Origin of the sequence: Acidovorax sp. 106, from assembly GCF_003663825.1 — a bacterium.
Taxonomy (GTDB): Bacteria; Pseudomonadota; Gammaproteobacteria; order Burkholderiales; family Burkholderiaceae_C; genus Acidovorax.
In genome coordinates this window covers 3,185,146-3,208,797 of sequence record NZ_RCCC01000001.1, presented here as the reverse complement: position 1 = coordinate 3,208,797, position 23,652 = coordinate 3,185,146, and the positions used below count along the sequence as shown (strand labels likewise).

Annotated in this window: 20 protein-coding genes; 7 read left to right on the top strand and 13 right to left on the bottom strand. The window is 65.1% G+C overall.

The window, feature by feature from the left end; genetic code table 11:
• Positions 1–24: 24 nt before the first annotated feature.
• From C8C98_RS14315 to C8C98_RS14265, 11 genes are all read right to left on the bottom strand, one after another.
• Positions 25–1,320, bottom strand: coding sequence for a DUF3422 family protein (locus C8C98_RS14315; protein ID WP_121454823.1), 1,296 nt, complete (start codon positions 1,318–1,320; stop codon positions 25–27).
• Positions 1,321–1,469: 149 nt separating this feature from the next.
• Positions 1,470–2,981, bottom strand: a complete 1,512-nt coding sequence (locus C8C98_RS14310; protein WP_121454822.1) for a tripartite tricarboxylate transporter permease — start codon at positions 2,979–2,981, stop codon at positions 1,470–1,472.
• A 15-nt stretch (positions 2,982–2,996) separates the two neighbouring features.
• Positions 2,997–3,485, bottom strand: coding sequence for a tripartite tricarboxylate transporter TctB family protein (locus tag C8C98_RS14305; protein WP_121454821.1), 489 nt, complete (start codon positions 3,483–3,485; stop codon positions 2,997–2,999).
• Between the two features lie 142 nt (positions 3,486–3,627).
• A complete protein-coding gene (locus tag C8C98_RS14300; RefSeq protein ID WP_121454820.1) occupies positions 3,628–5,421 on the bottom strand; it encodes a GspE/PulE family protein in 1,794 nt (597 codons plus the stop codon).
• 97 nt (positions 5,422–5,518) lie between these two features.
• The gene (locus C8C98_RS14295; RefSeq protein WP_121454819.1) at positions 5,519–6,283 is read right to left on the bottom strand and encodes a spermidine synthase; all 765 of its coding nucleotides are present in this window, start codon (positions 6,281–6,283) and stop codon (positions 5,519–5,521) included.
• A 4-nt stretch (positions 6,284–6,287) separates the two neighbouring features.
• A complete protein-coding gene (locus C8C98_RS14290) occupies positions 6,288–6,899 on the bottom strand; it encodes a DNA-deoxyinosine glycosylase (protein WP_121456275.1) in 612 nt (203 codons plus the stop codon).
• A gap of 109 nt (positions 6,900–7,008) precedes the next feature.
• A complete protein-coding gene (locus C8C98_RS14285) occupies positions 7,009–7,845 on the bottom strand; it encodes a TatD family hydrolase (protein ID WP_121454818.1) in 837 nt (278 codons plus the stop codon).
• 24 nt (positions 7,846–7,869) lie between these two features.
• Complete coding sequence (locus C8C98_RS14280) at positions 7,870–10,413, bottom strand: PAS domain S-box protein (RefSeq protein ID WP_158600170.1); 2,544 nt, start codon at positions 10,411–10,413, stop codon at positions 7,870–7,872.
• Between the two features lie 519 nt (positions 10,414–10,932).
• Positions 10,933–11,631 (bottom strand): lipoprotein-releasing ABC transporter ATP-binding protein LolD, encoded by a 699-nt coding sequence (lolD, locus tag C8C98_RS14270; RefSeq protein WP_121456274.1) that lies wholly within the window; start codon positions 11,629–11,631, stop codon positions 10,933–10,935.
• Between the two features lies 1 nt (position 11,632).
• Positions 11,633–11,785, bottom strand: a complete 153-nt coding sequence (locus tag C8C98_RS21810; protein WP_158600169.1) for a hypothetical protein — start codon at positions 11,783–11,785, stop codon at positions 11,633–11,635.
• A complete protein-coding gene (locus C8C98_RS14265) occupies positions 11,778–13,031 on the bottom strand; it encodes a lipoprotein-releasing ABC transporter permease subunit (protein WP_121454816.1) in 1,254 nt (417 codons plus the stop codon). Before C8C98_RS14265 ends, C8C98_RS21810 begins: the two co-directional genes overlap by 8 nt.
• A 162-nt stretch (positions 13,032–13,193) precedes the next feature.
• On the opposite strand from C8C98_RS14265, the gene C8C98_RS14260 reads away from it, so the two are divergent.
• Entirely contained in the window at positions 13,194–14,159 is a 966-nt protein-coding gene (locus C8C98_RS14260; protein WP_121454815.1) for a phosphoglycerate mutase, read from the top strand.
• Positions 14,156–15,871 (top strand): single-stranded-DNA-specific exonuclease RecJ, encoded by a 1,716-nt coding sequence (gene recJ / locus C8C98_RS14255; RefSeq protein ID WP_121454814.1) that lies wholly within the window; start codon positions 14,156–14,158, stop codon positions 15,869–15,871. The genes C8C98_RS14260 and recJ overlap by 4 nt, the downstream gene beginning before the upstream one ends.
• Before the next feature lie 206 nt (positions 15,872–16,077).
• Here the strand turns inward: recJ and C8C98_RS14250 are convergent, their stop codons facing one another.
• Complete coding sequence (locus C8C98_RS14250) at positions 16,078–17,862, bottom strand: methyl-accepting chemotaxis protein (RefSeq protein ID WP_121454813.1); 1,785 nt, start codon at positions 17,860–17,862, stop codon at positions 16,078–16,080.
• A gap of 152 nt (positions 17,863–18,014) precedes the next feature.
• On the opposite strand from C8C98_RS14250, the gene C8C98_RS14245 reads away from it, so the two are divergent.
• Both C8C98_RS14245 and C8C98_RS14240 read left to right on the top strand, forming a co-directional pair.
• Complete coding sequence (locus C8C98_RS14245; RefSeq protein WP_121454812.1) at positions 18,015–18,878, top strand: 3',5'-nucleoside bisphosphate phosphatase; 864 nt, start codon at positions 18,015–18,017, stop codon at positions 18,876–18,878.
• Positions 18,879–18,896: 18 nt separating this feature from the next.
• Positions 18,897–19,532 (top strand): L-threonylcarbamoyladenylate synthase, encoded by a 636-nt coding sequence (locus tag C8C98_RS14240; RefSeq protein ID WP_121454811.1) that lies wholly within the window; start codon positions 18,897–18,899, stop codon positions 19,530–19,532.
• 47 nt (positions 19,533–19,579) lie between these two features.
• On the opposite strand, the gene C8C98_RS14235 is transcribed toward C8C98_RS14240, so the two are convergent.
• On the bottom strand, positions 19,580–20,776 hold the full coding sequence (locus tag C8C98_RS14235) for a methyl-accepting chemotaxis protein (RefSeq protein ID WP_121456273.1): 1,197 nt from the start codon (positions 20,774–20,776) through the stop codon (positions 19,580–19,582).
• 241 nt (positions 20,777–21,017) lie between these two features.
• Between C8C98_RS14235 and C8C98_RS14230 the strand changes: the two genes are divergently transcribed.
• The 3 genes from C8C98_RS14230 (at position 21,018) to C8C98_RS14220 (ending at position 23,521) form a co-directional block, all read left to right on the top strand.
• Complete coding sequence (locus tag C8C98_RS14230) at positions 21,018–21,689, top strand: site-2 protease family protein (RefSeq protein WP_121454810.1); 672 nt, start codon at positions 21,018–21,020, stop codon at positions 21,687–21,689.
• A 65-nt stretch (positions 21,690–21,754) separates the two neighbouring features.
• On the top strand, positions 21,755–23,053 hold the full coding sequence (locus C8C98_RS14225) for a tryptophan--tRNA ligase (protein ID WP_121454809.1): 1,299 nt from the start codon (positions 21,755–21,757) through the stop codon (positions 23,051–23,053).
• Positions 23,054–23,260: 207 nt separating this feature from the next.
• On the top strand, positions 23,261–23,521 hold the full coding sequence (locus C8C98_RS14220) for a hypothetical protein (RefSeq protein WP_121454808.1): 261 nt from the start codon (positions 23,261–23,263) through the stop codon (positions 23,519–23,521).
• Positions 23,522–23,652 lie beyond the last annotated feature (131 nt).

Here is a 23,652-nt window from a genome sequence, read left to right as displayed (position 1 = left end):
CCCAGCAGAGCGCCTGCCAGCGTTTCAGTGCTTGCGAAACAGCCGGTGGTGCAGGCGCCGCAGCGACCACCACACCCCCAGCGCCACGATCGGAATGGCGATGGCGGCGGTGGACTCAGGCGACAAAGGCCAGCCCAGCGCTTTGCCCCCTTTGGCCAGGTAAGACACCAAGCCCACGATGTAGTACGTGATGGCAGCCACCGACAGGCCCTCCACCGTGGACTGCAGCTTGAGCTGCAAATCCTGCCGCTGGTTCATGGTGGCCAGCAAGGCCTGGCTGCTTTGCTGCTGCTCGATCTCGACCCGGGTGCGCAGCAGATTGCTCATGCGCGAAACCCGCTGCGACAGCGCATCCTGGCGGCGCGCGGCCCACTCACAGGTGCTGCGCGCAGGGGTCAGGCGCCGGTCCATGAACTCACCGATGGTCTGCATGCCGGCCAGGCGCGACTCGGCAATGTCCTGAATGCGCTTGTCCACCAGTTCAAAGTAGGCGCTGCTGGCCGAGAAGCGGGAATGTGTGGCCGCGTACTGGCTCTCCACCTGCCCGGCCAGCCGGGTCAGGCGGTCCAGCAGCGCGGGCTCGTCGTCGCGGTTGGCGGTGCGGATGGCGTTGGCCAACTCGGCCAGCTCGCGCTCGGCAAAGGCCAGTACAGAAGAAGCCTCGCGCGCAGCAGGCAGCCCCAGCAGCGCGGCCATGCGGTAGGTTTCAATTTCCAGCAGGCGCTGCACCAGGCGGCCCAGGCGGCGGGGTGTCATGCCACCGGCCAGCAGCACCATGCGCGAAAAACCATCGGCATGGATGGCAAAGTCGGTGTACACCTCACCGTGCCCATCGGCCACGGTCGATGCCACCAGCGTGTCTTCGTGCAGCACATGCTTGACGAGCGTGCCTGAACCGAACTGGTGCGTGGGCAACGCCCACAGGTTCAGGCTGCAAAGGCACTGCCCTGGCAAAGCAGCCAGCCACTCGCGCGGCACCGCCGTCGTCGCACTCACGGGTTCGCGCTCTCCAAACGCATCCATGGCCGTGGGCACCATGAAGGTCCAGGAGACAAACTCCGTGTGCAGTTCCCAGCGGATGCGAAAGGCGCCCAGGTCCATGCGCAGGTGGGTGGTGTCCGCATCGGGCAGGGCCAGGTGGTGGTCTCTGAGCATCGCGGCCACATGCGCGCGGCTGGCCTCGCGTTCTGCGGCGTCGGCCAGCATCACCACATGGGCGATGGCCAGGGGCGCAGACATGGCCTCGGGCGGGCGGGCGTGGATTTCGTTGTGCAGCAACACCCGGTGCGGGTGCTGCGAGGGGCTGATCGTGGCTGGCATGCAAATCCCTGAAGGCTGGCCACCATTGTGTACCGAGCCCCTCGCACGACCTGGGACCGAACGACAAAAAACAACGGCACCCGAAGGTGCCGTTGTTTTGGTAGTGCGCAAATCCCAAGGTGCGGGGCATGGAGCCCCGCAACCTGAACTCAGTCTTCGACGAAGGCTTCTTCGCGCTTGTTCTTCACAGCAGGCAGCAGCACGATGATCAGCAGCAGCAAAGCTGCCGCCAGCAGACCGGCCGACAGCGGACGCGTGACAAACACGCTCCAGTCGCCACGCGACAGCAGCAGGGCACGGCGCAGGTTTTCTTCCATCATCGGGCCCAGGATGAAGCCCAGCAGCAAAGGCGCAGGTTCTGTGCCCAGCTTGTGGAAGATGTACCCGATCAGGCCGAACGCGCCGACCATCCAGATATCAAAAGTGTTGTTGTTGGTGGAGTACACACCCACCGCGCAGAACAGCACGATCGATGGGAACAACCAGCGATAAGGCACGGTGAGCAGCTTGATCCAGATGCCGATGAGTGGCAGGTTCAAGATCACCAGCATGGCGTTGCCGATCCACATCGAAGCGATCAGGCCCCAGAACAGCTCTGGGTTGCTGGTCATCACCTGGGGGCCAGGCTGGATGTTGTGGATGGTCATCGCGCCCACCATCAGCGCCATCACGGCGTTGGGGGGGATACCCAGGGTCAGCAGCGGGATGAACGAAGTTTGCGAACCCGCGTTATTGGCCGACTCAGGAGCAGCCACACCGCGGATATTGCCTTGGCCGAAAGGCACTTCGCCAGGACGCAGCTTGGTCTTTTTCTCCACCGTGTAAGCGGCAAACGCCGCCAGCAACGCACCGCCACCGGGCAGGATGCCCAGCGCCGAGCCCAGTGCCGTGCCACGCAGCACCGCAGGGATCATGTTCTTGAAGTCTTCCTTGGTGGGGAACAGGCCTTCCACCTTGGCTGTGAACACTTCCCGGTCATCGTCTGGGCGGGCCAGGTTGGCGATGATTTCACCGTAACCGAACACACCCATGGCGATGGTCACGAAGCCAATGCCGTCGGTCAGTTCAGGGATGTCGAAGCTGAAACGGGCCACACCCGAGTTCACGTCGGTACCCACCAAGCCCATCAGCAGACCCAGCACGATCATGGCCACGGCCTTGAGCAGCGAGCCCGAGGCCAGCACCACGGCGCCAATCAGGCCCAACACCATCAGCGAGAAGTATTCGGCAGGGCCGAACTTGAAGGCCACTTCGGTCAGCGGAGGAGCGAAGGCCGCCAGGATCAGCGTGCCCACGCAACCGGCAAAGAACGAGCCCAAGCCCGCAGCCGCCAAGGCAGGACCGGCTCGGCCCTTGCGCGCCATCTGGTAGCCATCGATCACCGTCACCACCGACGAAGACTCGCCAGGCAGGTTCACCAAAATGGCGGTGGTCGAGCCACCGTATTGCGCGCCGTAGTAAATACCGGCCAGCATGATCAGCGCAGCCACTGGAGGCAGCGCGTAAGTGGCGGGCAGCAGCATCGCGATGGTGGCCACGGGGCCAATGCCAGGCAACACGCCGATCAACGTACCCAACAGGCAGCCGACAAAGCAGTAAATGAGGTTTTGAAACGTGAAAGCGACGCCAAAACCCAGAGACAAGTTGTTAATTAAATCCATGGTGGGGTACCTGCATTAACCGGAGATGAAACTGGGCCACACCGGGAACTGCAACTTCAGCGCCCACACGAAAGCCACATAGCTGCCAGCGGCCAAGATGGTGGCCAGCACAAACACGGACTTGGCTTTGAACTCACTGCCCGCCAGACTGGCAATGAACGTCAAGGCGTAAATGCCAACGATCAGGCCCATGGCTGGGACACCGATGCTGGGCAGGCCGCCCAGCAAAATGCCGAAGGTGAAGTTGGCCGCCAGGATGAAGAACAGCGGCTTCCAAGCCCACTTGCCGATCTTGTCACCATCGGCCGTCTGTACGGTCGTTGCCTTGAAGGTGATCACCAAGCCGATGACGGCCAGCAAGATCCCCAGAATCAGCGGAAAGTAACCGGGGCCCATGCGAGCACCTGTGCCAATGTTGTACGTGGTTGCTCCCCACGCAAATGCAGTCCCGATGCCCATAAACATGAGGCCGGAAAAAAAGTCTTTCTGACTCTTGATATTCACGAGTGTGTCCCCTTCAGGAAATTCGGATCGGCCGATTGTGGTGGCCCAGGTCCAGCGACTCGATGTGGATTCCACCTACATTCGGTAACGCCCCTATGAGAGAGGAGACGCACCCCGGGAAAACCCCGATCCTTGCAACGCTCTATTCGAGCGGCGGCGTGGCCGCGATCACCTCGTCCAGCGAAGTCACGCCCTCGGCCACGCGCAGTGCCCCTGCCAGGCGCAGCGGGCGCATGCCGTCTTGCACCGCCTGGCGGCGCAGCGCTTCAATGGACGGCGCCTGGTTGATCTTGTCCTTGAGCGTCTCCGTCACCGTGAGCAGCTCATACAGCCCCATGCGGCCCTGAAAGCCCGTCATGCGGCAGTCCACGCAGCCCACGGCTTTGTAGGGCTGATAGGCACCATTGAGCTTCCAGGGTTTGACCACCTCAGCCAGCGTCTCGCGCTGGGCCGCCTCGTCAGGCTGCTTGCAGTGCTTGCAAAAGGTGCGCACCAACCGCTGGGCCAGCACGCCCAGCAGCGTGGCATTGATGAGGTAGGAGGGCACACCCAGCTCCATCATCCGCGTGATGGCACTCGGAGCGTCGTTGGTGTGCAGGGTCGAGAACACCAAGTGCCCCGTCAGCGCGGCCTGGATCGCCATCTCGGCAGTCTCCAGATCGCGGATTTCGCCCACCATGATGATGTCGGGGTCCTGCCGCATCAGGGCGCGCAGCCCCTCGGCAAAATTGAAGTCGAGCTGGGGCTGTACCTGCGTCTGGTTGAAGCTGGGCTCGATCATTTCGATCGGGTCTTCCACCGTGCTCACATTGACTTCTTCGGTGGCCACGCGCTTGAGCGTGGAGTACAGCGTGGTCGTCTTGCCCGAGCCCGTCGGCCCCGTCACCAAAATGATGCCGTGCGGGCGCTTGACGAGCTGCTCCCAGCGCTGCGCATCGTGCAGCGAAAAGCCCAGCGCATCCAGGTCTTTCACGGCGTTGTCGGGGTCAAAAATCCGCATCACCATCTTCTCGCCAAACGCCGTAGGTAGCGTGGACAAGCGCATTTCCACCTCTTCACCGCGCGGGTTGCGGGTCTTGATGCGGCCGTCCTGTGGGCGGCGCTTTTCCACCACGTCAATACGGCCCAGCAGCTTGATGCGCGAGACCATGGCGTTGTGAACGCCCATGGGCATCTGGTAGACAGGGTGCAGCACGCCGTCAATGCGAAACCGGATCACGCCCTGCTCGCGCCGAGGTTCCAGGTGGATGTCGCTGGCGCGCTGGTCAAAGGCGTACTGCCACAGCCAGTCCACCACCTTGACCACGCCCTGGTCATTGGCATCGAGCTGCTTGTTGGTCTTGCCCAGCTCCACCAACTGCTCAAAGCTGCTGCCCGCATTGGCGCCGCCTGCCTTTTGGGCAGAACGCACGGACTTGGCGAGCGCAAAAAACTCGGCCGTGAAGCGGTGGATGTCTTGCGGGTTGGCCACCACGCGGCGCACCGTGCGGCGCGACTGGCGCTCCACCTCACTCACCCAATCGGTGATGAAGGGCTCGGCAGTGGCCACCACCACCTCCTTGGGGGTCACCTGCACGGGCAGCACCTTGTGGCGCTCGGCGTAAGAGGCACTCATGGTGTCGGCCACGCGGCCCACATCCACCTTCAGCGGGTCAATGCGCAGGTAAGGCAGGCCCGCGCGCTTGGCCAGGTATTCGGTCAGTGCCTCAATATCGAGAGGCCTTCCGTCACTGGCACGGGCCATCGCCACGTTGGCCAGGCGAACCAGCGGGTTTTGCGCACTCTCGGCCTGCGAGCAGCGTGCAATGGTGCGCTGCGCTTCTTCGGCAGAGATCACTCCATCCGCACTCAGCCAGTCCACCACCTTGCGCCAGACCAGCGGGCCTGAAAAAGAAGGGGCAGAGGTACGTGCAGCGGTCGCTGTGTGAGGGGACATGGCAAAAACCTAGAAAAGACCGAAAGGGACCAGAAGAGACCGAAAGAAAATCTGAAAAATCAAAAAGGCCCAGGGACCACCAGCCCCATCCAGCCCGCTATGCCGAAACGGGCTTGAACACCCGCACCCACTTGGTGGCGGGCAGGCCCCAGCGCTCTTGCACCACCTCAGCACGGGCCATGAGATCTGCGCGCTTGGGGCGCGAGGGGGTGCGCTGCGCCAGCACCACGGTGTTGCCCTCTCGGGTGGGCTTGAAGGCCCACAGCGCGTCTTCGCCAAACGCGCTGGCCATGCTTTTAAGGCTGCGCTCATAGCTCGACGAGCGGCCAAACAGGTTCACCGTCATGCAGCCATCGTCGGACAGCAGCGCTCGGCAGTCGGCGTAAAAGTCGGGGCTGTCGAGCACCGGGGCTGCGGCCTCGTGGTCGTACAGGTCCACCGCCAGCGCATCCACCGTGCCCAGCCACATGGGGTTCTTGATTTCCTCGGCCGCATCGGCCAGCACCACGCGCAGCTTGGCGCCATCGGGCGGCAGCTTGAACCACTGGCGGCACACAGCCAGCACCTGCGGGTTCAGCTCGATGGCAGTGGCGCACAGGCGCAACTTTTTGTGGCAGAACTTGGTGATGGCCCCGGCCCCCAGCCCCAGCTGCATAGCGTGGCGCTTGGTGACGGAGGTGGGCTCGACAAACAGCAGCCAGGCCATCATGCGCTGCACGTATTCCAGCTCCAGCACAAAGGGGTCGTCCACGCGCATAGAGCCCTGGATCCAGGGCGTACCCAGGTGCAGGTGGCGCACTTCGCCATCGTCGGAGACGCTGACTTCCGGCAGCTCAGGGAGGGTATTTTTTTTGCGGGTCATGGGTTCAAAGCAATCCGTGCGCGGCCATCAACTGGGCCCACGCGGTCTGTTTACGTTCAAAGCTCCAAGAGGCGTTGGCAGGGCTGGTAGAGGGCAGAAGGGCCGACTGCACCTGGGCATCGGCATGCACACCTGCCCACTGCTGGCGCACCGCCGCACTGTGCTTGAAGCTTTCCCCGCCATTGTGGGCGATGGCGCGCAGCGCGGGGCATTCGCGCAGCAACTGCACAAAATCATTGACCACCGCGCGGCGGATGCTGGTGTCTAGGCTGCCCTCGCGCTCGCAGCTCGCGTACACATCCCACACGCCCAGGCGGCGCTCCAGCAGCCAGGCACAGCGCTGGGCATAGTGCTGCGGCCCTGCAGGCGGCAGCGGGTACTGGGGCCACAGGCTTTGCAAAATGCGCCAAAAGTGGTTTTGCGGGTGGCCGTAATACTGCTGCGCCTTGAGCGACGCCGCCCCCGGAAAACTGCCCAGCACCAGCACCACCGTGCGGGCCGACACCACCGGCGGCAAGCCCACCAGCCGGGTGGGCGCGCCAGGGGCTGCCAACGGTGGGGCGGCGGTGTGGGCGGTCAGGGAATTGGGGGCTGTCACGGGCGCACCGCCCTCCATCGTTTTCATGCTCGGCATTGTGATGCGCTCACGTATCTGGAATGTATCTCGCTGACACCACCCCAAAACGCTATTAAATTCATAGCTTCCAGCGCTTATAGATAAAGCGCTACATCCCATTTTTATTCAAAAGTGGAGAAATGCCCGGCAAAGCCGCACAGGCGTTGGCGGTGGTGGCCTGCGCCAGCTCTGGCAGCGCCATGCCACGCAGCTGGGCCACCACCTGCGCAATGCGGGGCAGCTCGGCGGGGGTGTTGCGCCCTTGGGCCTGGCCCTGCGCGCGCTGCGCAGCGGTGGTGTACAGCCAGTGGGGCGGGATGTCGGGGGCGTCGGTCTCCATCACCAAGCTGTCCAGGGGCAATTCGGCCGCCAAGCGGCGCAGTTGCAGTGCCCGGTCGTACGTCACGGCGCCGCCAAACCCCAGCTTGAAGCCCAGGGCAATGAAAGCCTGCGCCTGCTGCAGACTGCCATTGAAGGCGTGTGCGATGCCGCCGCGCACATTCACCTCGCGCAGCGCCTTGAGCAGCAGGTCTGCCGAGCGGCGCACATGCAAAATCACCGGCAGATCCAGCTGCCGCGCAAGCACCAGCTGCGCGCGGTAAAAGCGCTGCTGGCGCGCGTTGTCCAGCCCCGGCACAAAAAAGTCGAGCCCGATCTCGCCCACCGCCACCAGGCGCGGGTCGCTGCGGTGCTGCTGCAGGGCGTCGGCCAGGTGCTGCAGGTCTTCATCCTGCGCGCGGCCGGTGTACAGGGGGTGGATGCCCAGGGCGTAGCTGTCACCATGCCGGTGGGCCAGCAGGCGCACGGTGTCCCAGTTGCTGCGCTCCACGGAGGGCAGCACGCAGTGCGCCACCCCGGCTTGCGCGGCGTGTTGGCGCACGGCGTCTACATCGTTCGCCAGTTCGGGGGCGTCCAAGTGGGCGTGGGTGTCTATCCAGAAAGTCATGGCGGCATGATGCCCCAAGGGCGCTCATGCCTCCCCAGGCGGCCCCTGGAACCGCCCGCGCCCGTTGCGCTTGGCCAGGTAGAGCTTGGCGTCGGCACGGGCGATCAGGTCTATGGCGCCTTGGGCAGGGTCCACGCCAAAAGCCAGCCCCACACTGGCGCCCACCAAGATGGTGGCGGCCTGCAGCTCGAAAGGCGCCTGGGCCGCTTCCACGATCTTGGCGGCCACGGTGCGGGCGTGGTCCAGCTCGCGCACCTGCTCCAGCACCACGGCAAACTCATCGCCGCCCAGGCGGGCCACCGCATCGCGCGGGCGCACCAGCGAGCGCAGGCGCTGGGCAAACAGCTTGAGCAGCTCATCCCCCACGGGGTGGCCATAGGTGTCGTTCACGGGCTTGAAATGGTCCAGGTCGATGTACAGCAGCGCCATGTTGGCACCGCCCCCATGCGCCAGACTGCGCTGCAGGTAGGCGTCCAGCCCCGCACGGTTGAGCAGCCCCGTAAGGGGGTCGCGCTGCGACAGGGCCAGCAGCCGCCCGGCTTCTTGGCGGTGCTCGGTGATGTCCTGGGCCATCGCCACAAAGCCATCGACCTCGCCCGACTCGGTGCGCAAGGGCATGTAGTGGATGGACAGGTGGCTGGCTGGCGTGCGATGCACATAGTCTTTTTCAAAGGTGACTGTCTCTCCCGCCAGCACGCGCTGCACCATGGGCAGGCTGCGCTGGTGCTCGACCTCACCCAGCACCTCTCGCAGCAAATGGCCCACCACCTCGTCGCGCCGCTTGCCATGCCAGCGCTCAAAGGCGCTGTTGATGAAGCGGTAGCGCAAGTCGGCCCCCACCACGGCCACTTGTGCAGGCACCACCTCGGTCACCGAGCGCAGCGTGTTGGTCTGGCGCAGCAGTTCCTGGCGGGCCTGCTCGGCGTGCGAGATGTCGCGCATCACCCCGGACAAGTGCTCCAGCTTGCCCTGCATATCCCGGTGCCCAATCACCATGTGGCTCACCGGCAGCAAGCGCCCGCCTGCGCCGCACACCATGATCTCGCCCGTCCACAGGCTGTTGCGCTGCACCTCGGGCACCACCACCTCGGCATGCAGTTGCAGCATGTCAGGCGGCAGCAGTTGGGAGAGCTGCACGCTGGACGCTGGTACCTCAGGCGCCAGCCCCAGCAGAGCCCTTGCAGCGGAGTTGAGGTAGGTGATTTCACCCTGCACCGAGGCCTGTACCACAAAGTCGGAGGTGCTCTCGATGATGTCGGACAGCATGCGCCGCGCACGCTCGGCCTGCACCCGCTGGGTGATGTCTTGCACCGCGCCCACCAAGCGCACGGTCACGCCGTCACGCCGCTCAGCCTCGCCAAACGAGCGCAACCACAGGCGCTTGCCCTTGGCCGTGACGGCGGGCAGCTCCAGATCCCACGGCTCGCCGGTCTGGATGGCCCGCTCCACCGCCCTGCGGATCACCGGGCGGGCATGGGGCTCGTAAAAATCCAGGGCATCCCGCAGGGCGGGCACCACGCCCGGCTCGGTTTCGTGGATGCGCTGCATCTGCACCGTCCAGGCCGAATGGCCGGTGACCAAATCGCGCTCCCACCCGCCCACACCCGCCACGTTGCCGATGCGTTCGAGCAGCTGCTCGCTGGCACGCAAAGCACGCGCAGCCTCTTTTTGGGCAGAAATGTCCCGCCCCACCGAGTGCAGATAGGGCCGCCCCTGGGGGTCGTGCAGCAGGCTGTTGATCCAGGAGACCCAGCGCTCCCCACCGTCTTTAGGGGTGTGGGCCATGCGGTCTTCGCCTTCACAGCGCTGGCCGGTACGAAACACATCAACCAAGCTCTGGCGCAAACCCTCGCGGTCTTCGGGCTTCACAAAGTCGTACAGGTTGCGCCCCACCATGCTCTGCCCCTCCATGCCCGCGAGCCTGGCATAGGCCGGGTTGGCATAAAAAATTTCGCCATCGGCCCACGACAGCGCGACCATCTCGCCCTGCCCCTCCACCATGGCGCGGTAACGGGCTTCGCTGTCGGCCAGCGCTTTTTCGTAATCGTCACGCACGCTGAAGGCACGCGTCAACAAGTCACGGCGCATGGCCAGGGCCTGTGCAGCCAGGTGTGAGAGCGATTGCAGTGCCGCACGCTGCTGCGCGCTCAACTGCCGCGCCTGGCGGTCAATCACACACAACGTGCCCACCCGTTCACCGCCAGGCGCATGCAGCGGCGCTCCGGCGTAAAAACGGACATGGGGCTCCGCCGTGACCAGGGGGTTGTTTACAAAGCGGGTGTCCAGGGTGGCATCACCCACCTCCATGACGTCGGGCGTGAGGATGGCGTGCGCACAAAACGCCACATCGCGCGCGGTCTCTGTCACCCCCGGCAACCCCACGTTGGACTTGAACCATTGCCGGTGCTCGTCCAGCAGACTGATCAGCGCAATGGGGGCGCCGCACACCTCGGCGGCCATGCGGGTGATGGAATCAAACAGAGGCTCGGGGGAAGTGTCCAGCACCAGCAGGTCGCGCAAAGCGGCCAGCCGCCGGGCCTCTTCCTGGTCCTGGATCTGGTTTGGCAAGGAACCCTCCATCGATAGCCCTTCCCTCCTGACGGCCCTGGTCGGCGACTGCACTGCGCTGACGGCAGCGCACGGAGAATGCCCCATTCTGCACACGTTCTGTAACAAGACAACCGAAATACGGCCGGGTTGTCTGGTGCAAGCCCAAAATGAGAGACACCCGTGGGCACAAAGCCACGGGCACCTAAACACGAGCGCCTATGGCCAGGAGCCTATTGACGATCTCGCAGAGGATCGTCAACAGCTTTTAGAACCTGTTCAAAGTCTTTTTGGAGTTGCACAAGTGTCTGGCCGGGATGGGTTGCTAGGCGCAGCGCGCAGCCAATAGCCCGTGCTATTGGCAAGCGGTGCAACGACGCAGACCGCCCGGCAAGCCACTTGCCCGAAGGGTTGGAGTGAAATCGGGCGATTGGACGCCCCGGCTGCTTGCATGGGCACGAGCCCATGCGGCGCACCCGAGGCATCCACTCATCCCGATTGCACTCCAATGCAATCTCCAAAAAGACTTTGAACAGGTTCTTAGGCCGAGGGCTCGGACAGCCGCCCTTGCACCAACCGCACCACCCGGTGGCAGCGCGCCGCCAGCGATTCATCGTGCGTCACCATCACAAACGCCGTGCCTTGGTCGCGGGCGAGTTGCAGCATCAGGTCAAATACGCCATCGGCGGTGTTGCGGTCCAGGTTGCCGGTGGGCTCATCGGCCAGCACGCAGGCGGGCCGGGTGACCAAGGCGCGGGCGATGGCCACGCGCTGGCGCTCGCCGCCGGACAGCTCGGCTGGGCGGTGTTGCAGGCGATCCTTCAAGCCCACGGCGGTGAGCACGCGCGCGGCCTCGGCATGGCACTGCGCCAGCGGCAGACGGCGAATGCGCAGCGGCATGGCCACGTTGTCGAGCGCACTGAACTCGGGCAGCAGGTGGTGGAACTGGTAGATAAAACCCAGGTGCTGGTTGCGCAACTGGCCCTGCCGCTCGGGCGAGAGGGTAGACATCTCTGCCCCCTTCAGCCGCACCGTGCCTGCCGTGGGCGCATCCAGCCCGCCCAGCAGGTGCAGCAGCGTGCTTTTGCCCGAGCCAGAGGCGCCGACAATAGCCAGCGTCTCGCCCGCATGGATCTGCAGGTCCACGCCGTGCAGCACCGTGACATCCAGGCGGCCTTCGGTGAAGCGCTTGGTCAGGCCCTTGGCTTCGAGCACCACGTCGTTTTTCAAGGCATTCATCTCAGTGATCCATGGCATGAAACTGGCGCTCACAAGGCCAGGGCAGCCGCGCAAGGGCCGCCCCGCCGCGCTGGCTGCGTCCTCCTCCGGCATCGCGCAGCGAGGCCAGAGAGGGGGAAGGCGTGAAGCGCCTCAGGGGGTGTTTCTCATTCATAGCGAAGAGCCTCTGCGGGATTGACGCGACTGGCGCGCCAGCTGGGGTACAGCGTGGCCACAAAAGCCAGCACCAAAGAAATGACGCCGATGGGCACGATGTCGCTGGCCTGTGGCTCGCTAGGCATCTTGCTAATGAGGTAAATGTCCTTGGGCAAGAAGCTGGCGTTCAGCGCCCGCTCGATGGCCGGGACGATCACATCGATGTTGGCGGCAATCCCCAGGCCCAGCAGCAGGCCCACGCAGGTGCCGATCACGCCCACCATGGCGCCCTGCACCACAAAGATGCCCATGATGCTTTTGGGGCTGGCGCCCAGCGTGCGCAGGATGGCGATGTCCGCGCGCTTGTCCGTCACCGTCATCACCAGCGTGCTCACCAAGTTGAACGCGGCCACCGCCACGATCAGCGTGAGGATGATGAACATCATGCGTTTTTCGAGCTGCACGGCGGCAAACCAGGTGCGGTTTTGCTGCGTCCAGTCGCGGATCAGCAGGTCGCCACTCAGGCTGCCCACCAGCTGCTGCGCCACCTCGCGGGCCTGGTGCAGGTCCTTGAGCTTCAGGCGCACGCCCGTGGGGCCTTCCAGGCGGAAGATGCGCTGGGCATCCTCGTAGTGCAGCATGACCAAGGCCGAGTCGTACTCGTAGTGGCCCGAGTCAAACGTACCCGCCACCGTCATCTGCTTGAGGCGCGGCACCACGCCCGCAGGCGTGACCTGCCCGGCCGGGGCGATCAGCGTGACGGCATCGCCCACGCGCGCGCCCAGCGAACGGGCCAGCTCGCGCCCCAGCACCACGCGAAACTCGCCCGGCACCAGTTGCTTGAGCACATCGGCGTTGGTGGCGGCCAGGTCGGTCACCGCGCCCTCCTTGGCCGGGTCAATGCCACGCACCAGCGTGCCCTTCATGTCCTCGCCCCGCGCCAGCAGGGCCTGGGCGGCCACAAAGGGGGCTGCACCGATGACGGCAGGGTTTTGCTGCGCCTCGGCCAGTGTGCGGGCCGGGTCGGGCAGCGCCGCGCCGTGGGGCGCAAAAATCTCGATGTGCGAGACCACGCTGAGCATGCGGTCGCGCACCTCTTTTTGAAAGCCGTTCATCACGCTCAGCACGATGATGAGCGCCGCCACTCCCAGCGCAATGCCCAGCATGGACACCCCCGAGATGAACGAGATAAAGCCGTTGCGCCGCGTGGCGCGCCCAGCGCGCGTGTAACGCCAGCCCAAGGCCAGTTCGTAAGGAATTTGCATAGATACCCGAATATGACCTGCGCAAAATAAGGTTCAGGCCAGTGGCCCGACGCCGGGCAAATGCCTGTGTTGCACCCTGATTGACGCAAGTTCTACCGAAGAAGCCCAGGCAGCTTGTCCACCCGGGGCGGGGCCGATTGTGGCATCCCGGACAATAGGCGCATGTCAGACATGCACCATTTGCTCATCCCCTACGCCGCCAGCGCCTCCGAGGGAGCCCAGCAAACCCTGGACGGCCTGGCGCTGCCCCACCTGGCCGCCCTGCTCGCCCGCCTCACCCCCGACACATCCCGCGCTCACTGGGGCGACGAAAACAGCTACTCCAGCCCCGCCGAGGTGGCCCTGGCCCACAGCCTGGGCTTGCCCACCCAAGACGGCCGCATCCCCTGGGCCGCCTGGCACCGGGCGCAGCAGGGCCTGAGTGCCGACGGCTCCGCCTGGGCCTTCATCACCCCCTGCCAGTGGCAGGTCAGCACCAACCACGTCACCCTGGGCGACCCCGCCCAGCTGGCGCTGGACGAAGTCGCCTCGCGCGCGCTGCTGGACATCGTCGCGCCCTGGTTTGCCGAAGACGGCATCGCCCTCACCTACGACCAGCCCACCCGCTGGCTGGCGCAGGGCGCGCCCCTGCAGGACCTGGCCACCGCATCGCTGGAGCGCGTTCTGTGCCGCGACGTGCGCACCTGGATGCCCCAGGGCACCGACAAACAAGCCACCCGCACCCTGCAGCGCCTGTTCAGCGAGATGCAGATGCTGCTCTACACCCACGCCTTCAACGACGAGCGCGGCAGCCAGGGCCTGCCCACCGTCAACGCCTTCTGGGTGCACGGCGCGGGCCAGCTGCCCAGCCCCCCCGCCGCGACCACGGGCGTGCCACACATCGAGCCCTCCCTGCAAACCCTGGCCCTGGGCGAAGACTGGCGCGCCTGGGCCGCCGCCTGGCAAGCGCTGGACGCGGGCCCGCTGGCCCAACTGCGCCAGCAGGCAGAGCAAGGCCGCCCTGTGCGCCTGACCCTGTGCGGCGACCGAGGTGTGCAGAGCTTCCACACCGTACCCCGCAGCCTGCTGCAAAAAGTTCAAAGCCTTTTCAGCCCTCAGCGCTTGAAAGACGTGCGCAACAAGCTATGAAAATAATAGCAAGAGACATCCCCCCCCGTGCCGCCTGGGCGCTGGAGCAAGCGGGCGTGCACCCGCTGCTGGCCCGGCTGTACGCGGCACGCGGCGTGCGCACCAAAGACGAGCTGGACGACGGCCTAGCCCGCCTGCTCCCCCCCTCGGGCCTGAAGGGCATTGACGCCGCCGCCCGCCTGCTGGCCGACGCCATGGCGCAAAACCTGCGCCTGGTCATCGTGGCCGACTATGACTGCGACGGCGCCACCGCCTGCGCCGTGGGCGTGCGCGGCCTGCGCCTGCTGGGCGCACAAAACGTGGACTACCTGGTGCCCGACCGCGTGACCGACGGCTACGGCCTCACCGCGTCCATCGCCCGCCGCGTGGCCGAGCGCGGGGCCGACGTGCTCATCACCGTAGACAACGGCATCGCCAGCGTAGAAGGCGTGGCCGAAGCCAAGGCCCTGGGCCTGCAGGTGCTCGTCACCGACCACCACCTGCCCGGCCCCACGCTGCCCGCAGCCGACGCCATCGTCAACCCCAACCAGCCCGGCTGCACCTTCGAGAGCAAGTCCATGGCCGGAGTGGGCGTGATGTTCTACGTGCTGCTGGCCCTGCGCGCCGAGCTGCGTGCGCGCGGCGTGTTCGATGCGGCCAGCCAGCCGAAACTCGACCCGTTGCTCACCCTGGTGGCACTGGGCACCGTGGCCGACGTGGTCAAGCTCGACGCCAACAACCGCCGCCTGGTGGCCCAGGGCCTGCGGCGCATCCGCGCAGGCCAAATGCCCGCCGGGGTGGCGGCGCTGTTCACCGCCGCAGGGCGCAAGGCCCCCGTGGCCACCACGTTCGACTTTGGCTTTGCCCTGGGCCCGCGCATCAACGCCGCAGGCCGCCTGGCCGACATGACGCTGGGCATTGAATGCCTGCTGACCGACGACACCGCCCGCGCCGCCGAGCTGGCCGCCACGCTGGACGGCATCAACCGCGAGCGCCGCGAGATTGAGGGCGGCATGCGCGACCAAGCCATGCTGATGGCCGAGAGTCTGTTCCAGGAAGACGAAGAACCGCCCCCGGCCATCAGCGTGTTCGACCCCGACTTTCACGAAGGCGTGGTCGGCATCGTGGCCAGCCGCATCAAGGACAAGCTGCACCGCCCGACCTTTGTCTTTGCGGCCAGCAGCGCGCCGGGCAAAGAGCATGAACTCAAGGGCTCAGGCCGCTCCATCCCCGGCTTTCACTTGCGCGATGCGCTGGACCTCGTGGCCAAGCGCCACCCTGGCGTGCTCCTCAAATTCGGCGGTCACGCCATGGCGGCGGGCTGCACTGTGGCCGAGGAGCACTTCGAGGTGTTTGAGCAAGGCCTGGCCCAGGTGGCACAAGAATGGCTGGACGCCGCCACCCTCACCCGCAAGATCGAAACCGACGGCCCCCTGGCGCCGGAATACTGCCGCGCCGACGTGGTGGACACCCTGCACCGCGAGGTGTGGGGCCAAGGCTTTTTGCCCCCCACCTTCAGCGAAGAAGTGCAGGTGCTGAGCCAGCGCCTGGTGGGCGAGGGCAAGAACCACCTCTCGCTCAAGCTCATCCACCAGGGCAACCCGGTAGACGCCATCTGGTTCGGCCACACCGAGCAGTTGCCCGCGCGGGTGCTGCTGGCCTTCCGCCTCGACGTGAACGAGTGGAAGGGGGAGCGCAAAGTGCAGTTTCTGGTGGAGGGAGCGCAGCTCTGAGCGGGCGCAGGTTGCCGCTGATGACCGGCTGTGCTCCTCAAAGCAAAAACCCTGGAAAGGCAGCGTTGCCCTTCCAGGGTTTTTTCATTGGCATGCAGAGCGTGGAATGTGATTCAAATCACCCGCCAGCGCTTTATAAATAAGCGCTAGAAGCTATAAATTACATAGCACAAAGCACCCTGGTGACCTAGCACCCTGGCCCTGCCTCAGAAGCTCTCCCACTCATCGTCATTGCCCTTGGCCGCAGGCGCCGGGGCCTTGGCCGGGGCCGGCGCCTTGGCGCTGCTGGTGAGCTTGGGGGCGGGTGCTGGCGCTGCCTTCTTGCCTGCCTGCCCGATCGTTGCCCGGGCCGGGGCCGGGGCAAAGCGCTGGGCCGGGGTCTGGCGCGGGGCGGCGATAGGGGCTGCCGTGCGGGCGGTAGTCTGCGCTGCCGGGGCGCGCGCTGCCGCAGCGCCCACATTGAATACGCTCACTACTTCGGCCAGCCGCTGGGCTTGGTCGCGCATGGAGGCGGCGGCCGCTGTCGACTCTTCCACCAGCGCGGCGTTTTGCTGGGTCATCTGGTCCAGGTTGGCCACGGCCTGGTTGACTTGGCCGATGCCGTCGCGTTGCTCTGTGGAGGAGGCCGTGATCTCTCCAATAAGGTCGCTCACGCGGCGCACGCTCGCGACAATTTCGTCCATGGTCTTGCCGGCCTGGGCGACTTGTTCAGAGCCGCTTTCGACGTTTTCGACCGATTTGCCGATGAGGGTTTTGATTTCCTTGGCAGCTTCGGCGCTGCGCCCGGCCAGGTTGCGCACTTCGCTGGCCACCACGGCAAAGCCCCGGCCTTGCTCACCTGCGCGGGCGGCTTCGACGGCGGCGTTCAGGGCCAGGATGTTGGTTTGGAAGGCGATGGAGTCGATCACGCCGATGATGTCGCTGATCTTGCGGCTGCTTTCGGTGATCTGCTGCATGCTGGCGACCACCTGGCCCACCACTTCACCGCCGCGCGCTGCGGCCTGGGCGGCGGTGCCTGCAAGCTGGTTGGCCTGGCGGGCGGTGTCGGCCGATTGGGTGACGGTGGCGGTCAGCTCTTCCATGCTCGAGGCGGTTTCTTCGAGGTTGGCGGCGGTTTGTTCGGTGCGGGCCGAGAGGTCGTGGTTGCCGTTGGCAATCTGGATAGAGGCGCTGGAGACGGAGTCCACGCCCTGGCGCACTTCGCTCACCACACCGCGCAGGCGGGTGGACATGTCCGAGAGGGCCCGCAGCATTTGGCCCAGTTCATCTTTGCGGGTGGTTTGCAGCTCACGCGTGAGGTCGCCTGCGGCAATCGCGTTGGCGGTTTCCACGGCGCGGTCCAGCGGTTCGGTGATAGAGCGCACCAGCACAGCAGCCAGCACCATTCCAAGCAGGAAGAGTGCAACCGCCACACTCCCCCCTATCCACACGAGGCGCACGCCCGCATCAGCAGCGGCCTTCACGGCATCGTCGCGCTGGCGTTCCTGCAAAGCCACAAACTTGTCAATGGACTCCAGGTACAGCGTGACCTTGGGCCGGTACGCAGTCTCCAGAAACTGCTGCTTCTCACTCGCTTCTGCATCCATCAAGGGGCGAATTTTTTCGGTCAGGCTGCGCACGTCCGCGCGGGCTGCCGCCACGGCAGCGAGTGCCGCTTTGTCGGCCTCAGAGGTGGCTGTCTCGTTGATCTTTTCTTGCACTGGCGTGATGCGTGCGGTCAGGGCCACCACGCGCTTGTCAAAGTCGCCTCGCAACGTGATGTCAGTAGTCACGAAACGGGCCATGGACATGGTAAGCGCCAGTTCAGCTTGACCACGCCAGTTGACGGCTGTGGTGATGGCGTTCTCGCGCTTTTGCACCAGGGCCTCGGTTTGCTCCGTCATGCGCTGGCTGTATAGCTGTGTTCCGATGGCTGCGGCCAGCATCAGCACCAGCAGCCCCAGGATCACACCCCACATTTGATGGGCTACGCGCAGGTCTTTGAATCTCATGGTTTTGCTCGAAGGATGAAGTCAGAAGTAAGAAATGGAAAAAGGCTTGTTGGGCTTTCGCCGCAAATCATATGCACCATATGTGTCATATCTAATATTGAATCGAGGCCGCTTTGTCCGGAGGGTTGTAGGTGTGCCCGTAGAATGGATTCGTGAATACCTACTTCAATGCTGATTTGCACTGCCACTCCGTGGTATCAGACGGGACGCTAACTCCCGAGGAATTGGCCGCACGCGCCAAATCCAACGGAGTAGAGCTTTGGGCCCTGACCGACCACGACGAAATAAGCGGCCAGCACCGCGCAGCCGCTGCTGCGCGCAGTTTAGGGCTAGCCTATCTCACAGGCACAGAAATCTCTGTCACATTTGTTAACAATACAGTACATATTGTGGGGCTGGGTTTTGACCCAGACCACCCGGCCCTGACACAGGGGCTGGCTGCCACGCGCGGCGGGCGCGGCCAGCGCGCGCGCGAAATGGCCGCACAACTGGAACAAGTGGGCATACCCGGCGCCTACGAAGGCGCGCTGCAGTTTGTAGGCAATCCCGAACTCATCTCGCGCACCCACTTTGCGCGCTTTCTGGTCGAAACCAAAGTCTGCCGCGACACGTCCGAGGTGTTTCGCAAGTACCTCGTCGAAGGCAAGCCTGGCTACGTGCCCCACCGCTGGGCCGCCTTGGGCGATGCGGTGCGCTGGATCACCGAGGCCGATGGCGTGGCGGTGATTGCGCACCCCGCGCGCTACAAATTCACAGCCACCGAGGAATACGCGCTGTTTTCCGAATTCAAAGCCCATGGCGGCACCGGGGTGGAAGTGGTCACGGGCAGCCACAGCGCCGCCGAATACGTGACCTACGCCGCCATGGCGCAAGAGTTTGGGCTGGCCGCCTCGCGCGGCAGCGACTTCCACAGCCCCGACGAATCCCACACCGACCTGGGCGCCCTGCCCTTGCTGCCAGGCCACCTCACGCCCATCTGGGAAACGCTGGCCCATCGCGTGCAGCCCGCCGCCTGAACTTTCCACGTCCCTGCCATGGCCCAGTACTTCGAAGTCCACCCCGACAACCCGCAGCCTCGGCTGCTCAAGCAGGCCGCTGCGCTGCTGCAAAAGGGCGGCATTGTGGCCGTGCCCACCGACTCCAGCTACGCCCTGGTCTGCCACCTGGACGACAAGGACGCCGTAGACCGCCTGCGCCGCATTCGGCAAGTGGACGACAAGCACCACCTGACGCTGCTGTGCCGCGATCTGTCCGAACTGGCCAACTATGCGCGGGTAGACAACCGCCAGTACCGGCTGCTCAAACTGGGTACGCCTGGGCCTTACACCTTCATCCTGGAAGCCACCAAGGAAGTGCCCCGCCGGGTGAGCCACCCTTCACGCAAGACGATTGGCTTGCGCGTGCCCGACCGCAAGGGCCTGCAGTTGCTGCTGGAGCTGCATGGCGCGCCGCTGCTGGCCACCACCTTCATCCCAGCGGGCGAGAGCGAGCCCCTCAACGACCCCGAGCAGATCCGCGAGCGCTACGAAAAGGTGCTGGACGCCATCGTGGACGCAGGTGCCTGCCCGCTGGAGCCCACCACCGTGATCGACCTGACGCCCATGGGCGCCGGCGGCGACCCAGAAGTGGTGCGCGAAGGCCGGGGCAGCCTGCAAGCGTTAGGGCTTTAACAGCGCGAGCAACGGCAGGCATCGCACCTGCCGTCCACCCCAACGGATTACAGTTTGAACGCGCCCACCGCGCGCTGCAACGCCTGGGCCCGCCCGGCCAGGCCCGAGGCGGCGCTGGCCGCCTGCTCCACCAAGGCCGCGTTTTGCTGGGTGGCACCATCCATGTGGGCCACGGCCTGGTTCACATGCTCAATGCCCGCCGTCTGCGCATGCAGCGCCCCCGAGATATCGCCCAGCAGCGTGGTGACCTGGCCCACGGCCTGCACGATCTCTTGCATGGTGTCGCCCGCCTTGCCCACCAAGCCTGCGCCGCTTTCCACCTGATCCACCGACTGGCTGATCAGCGTCTTGATCTCGCGCGCGGCCACGGCGCTGCGCTGGGCCAGGCTGCGTACTTCGCTGGCCACCACGGCAAAGCCGCGCCCCTGCTCGCCTGCCCGCGCAGCCTCCACCGCCGCATTCAGCGCCAGGATGTTGGTCTGAAACGCGATGCCCTCGATCACCTGGATGATGTCCACGATCTTGCGCGAGCTGCTGCTGATGGCGTCCATGGTCTGCACCACATCCCCCACCACGGCACCGCCGCGCTCGGCAATGTGCGATGCGTTCACGGCCAGTGTGCTGGCAGAGCGGGCACGGTCTGCGTTTTCGCGCACCGTCACCGTCAGCTGCGACATGCTGGCCGCCGTGTCGGCCAAAGAGGCCACCTGGTCTTGGGTGCGCCGGGCCAGATCGCTATTGCCCGAGTCAATTTCGCCGGTGGCGTCTGAGATGGAATCGGAAGACTGCTTGATGCCCGTGACCAGCTCGGTCAGCGTGTCTTCCATGGTCCCCAAGGCTGTCAGCAAGCGCCCAAAGTCGCCGTGCAGGTCGGACGAAAACTCCTGGCTCAAATCCCCCGCCGCCACGGTCTCGGCAATCAACAGGGCCTGCTGGAGCGGGGACACGATGGCGCTGCGCAGCACGCCAAACGCCACCACAGCGACTGCGCACGCAGCCAAGCCCAGCACCACCAGCCACACCCGCACGTTCTGCAGCACGCTCTGCGCCTGTTCAGCTGCGCGCAGCAGGGGCAGCTTTTGCGCCTGCTCCAGCCCCGACACCGATGCCACTGCCGTGCGGTAGGCGTCCTGCGCCTGCCCCATGCCCAGCCACACCACGCCCACCAACACCGCCACCAGCAAAGCCACTGTGCCAAAACCCAGCAGCAGCAGCGTTCCAATCCGCAGTCGATCCAATCCCATGTCTTTGTCTCCGTCCTTTGGTTTTTTGCGGTGCGCGCGGCTGGCAACCGCCAGCGGTGGCACCGCAGTGTGTTGCGGCATCGTATCCATGAACGCGGTCTGGCGCTGGAGAGCACCGACCGTCGTCGCACATCCGAGACAATCTGCAGCGTGCCACAGCGGCGAGCAAAGCCCCGTGCCCACACAAGCCCGCAGGCCAGGGCACGCCAAAGGCGCGGGCACCTTCTGAGACAATCTTCTCGTGGACACCTCCAATCTCATCCAAACCATCCTGATCTACGCCCTGCCCGTGCTGCTTGCCATCACGGTGCACGAGGCGGCCCACGGCTACGCAGCGCGCCACTTTGGCGACAACACGGCGTATGTGCTGGGGCGTATCACCCTCAACCCCGTCAAGCACATCGACCCGGTCGGCACCATCCTGATGCCGCTGCTGCTGCTCTTCGCAACCTCGGGGGCCTTTGTGTTTGGCTACGCCAAGCCCGTGCCCGTGAATGTGGGCGCCTTGCGCAACCCCAAGCGGGACATGATCTGGGTGGCCCTGGCGGGCCCTGCGTCCAACTTTGTGCAGGCCGTCGCCTGGGCCGCCTTGTGGGCGGTGCTGGCCGGTGTGGGCGTTGAAGAAGAATTTTTCATTGGCATGGCCCGAGCAGGCGTGCTGGTCAACTTGTCGATGTGGGCCTTCAACCTGTTTCCGCTGCCGCCTCTGGATGGCGGGCGCATCCTGGTTGGCCTGCTGCCCTGGAAGGCCGCGCAAGCGGTATCGCGGGTGGAGCCCTACGGCTTTTTCATCGTCATGGCCCTGGTCTATTTCCAGATCGTCTCGCAGTTCTGGATGACCCCCCTCATGACCATGGGCCTGAACCTGATCAAAGCCCTGGTGCTGTCGCCGCTCAACGCGTTGCTGCGCTGAGCGCGCAGACCGCACCGGGCCCCACCGCCAGACCCCATTGTCCTTTTGACCCCGTTTTTCCCTCCATGAGCACTACCCGTTTTCTGACCGGCATCACTACTACAGGCACGCCCCACCTGGGCAACTTTGTGGGCTCCATCCGCCCCTCGGTGCAAGCCAGCCTGCGTCCTGGCGTACAGAGCTTTTACTTTCTGGCCGACTACCACGCGCTCATCAAATGCGAAGACCCCGTGCGCATCCAGCGCTCTACGCTGGAGATTGCAGCCAGCTGGCTGGCCGCAGGCCTGAACCCCGAACACGTCACCTTCTACCGCCAGTCCGACATCCCTGAAATCCCCGAGTTGAACTGGATGCTCAGCTGCGTCACCGGCAAGGGCCTGCTCAACCGGGCGCATGCCTACAAGGCCTCGCAAGACAAGAACACCGAAGCCGGCCGCGAAGCCGACGACGGCGTGACCGCCGGGCTGTTCATGTACCCCGTGCTCATGGGTGCGGACATCCTCATGTTCAAGGCCCACAAGGTGCCCGTGGGGCGCGACCAGGTGCAGCACATCGAGATGGCGCGCGACATGGCCAGCAGCTTCAACCACCTGTATGGCGAGCACTTTGTGCTGCCCGAAGCCGTCATCGACGACAACGTGGCCACCCTGCCCGGGCTAGATGGCCGCAAGATGAGCAAGAGCTACAACAACACCATCCCGCTGTTCTCGTCGCGTGACCAGCTCAAGAAGCTCATCGGCAGCCTGCTGACCGACTCGCGCGCGCCCGGCGAGCCCAAGGACACCGAGGGCTCCGCCCTGTTCCAGATCTACCAGGCCTTTGCCAGCGCCGAAGAAACCGAGGCCCTGCGCCGCGCCTACGCCGACGGCATTGCCTGGGGCGACGCCAAGCAATTGCTGCTGGAGCAGGTAGACCAGGTGATTGCCCCCATGCGCGAGCAGTACGACGCGCTGATCAACGACCCCGCGCGCATCGAGCAAACCCTGCTGGCCGGCGCCGAGCGCGCCCGCGCACTGGCTACGCCGTTCATCAAGGAACTGCGCTCGGCTGTGGGCCTGCGCAGCCTGTCGCAAGCCAGCACGGCCAAAGCCACCAAGGCCGCTAAATTGGCCCTGCCCTCGTTCAAGCAATACCGCGAGGCCGATGGCAAGTTCTACTTCAAGCTGCTGGCCGCCGACGGGCGCCTTCTGCTTCAAAGCACGGGCTTTGATGCCCCCAAGGAAGCAGGCCAGGCGATTGCACAGCTGCAAAGCCAGCCTGACGCGCTGAGCACCCTGGCTGCCAAGCTGCCAGCGGTGGCCGGTGTGGACCCGGCCGACGTGCGCGCCGCGCTGCAAGCCCTGGCAGAGGCCAACGCCGCCTGATGCGCGGCGGTGACAGCACCGCCCATCCAAAATGCTATCAAATCAATAGCTTCTAGCGCTTACCAATCAAGCGCTAGAAGCTATTTTTCATCTAACCCCAACACATCTGCCAGCGCAACCAACGCGCATCGCGCAGCTACACGCCCCAGGGCCAGGTACGCCGCAGACGCCTTGCCTTACACTGGCCTTCACGTCTTGAGGCCCACCATGCAAGCACCCTTTCATGTTGCACCGCTGATTGCCGCACTGGCCCTGCTGGTGGGCTGCAGCACAGCGCCCAGCCGCTCTTCAGGCCCGCCTCCGGCTCCTGACCAGACCTTCACCGTGCCCGTGTACGCCAACGAACCCGGCCGGGCAGACGCCACCGCCAAAGCCGAGTGCCGCAGACAAGGCCTGCACCACAAGCTGCTGCGCAACGACGGCGCCCGCATGACCTACCAGTGCGTGAACGAGGCGCCAACGCGCTGACCATTCCACCCACCCCAGCACACACCATGACCACCCCTCACGCCCTCTGGCAACGCCTCATCGCATGGGGGTTTTACGGTGGGCTGGCCTGGGCCTGTGCCGCCTGCACCACCAGCATCACCACTGACCAC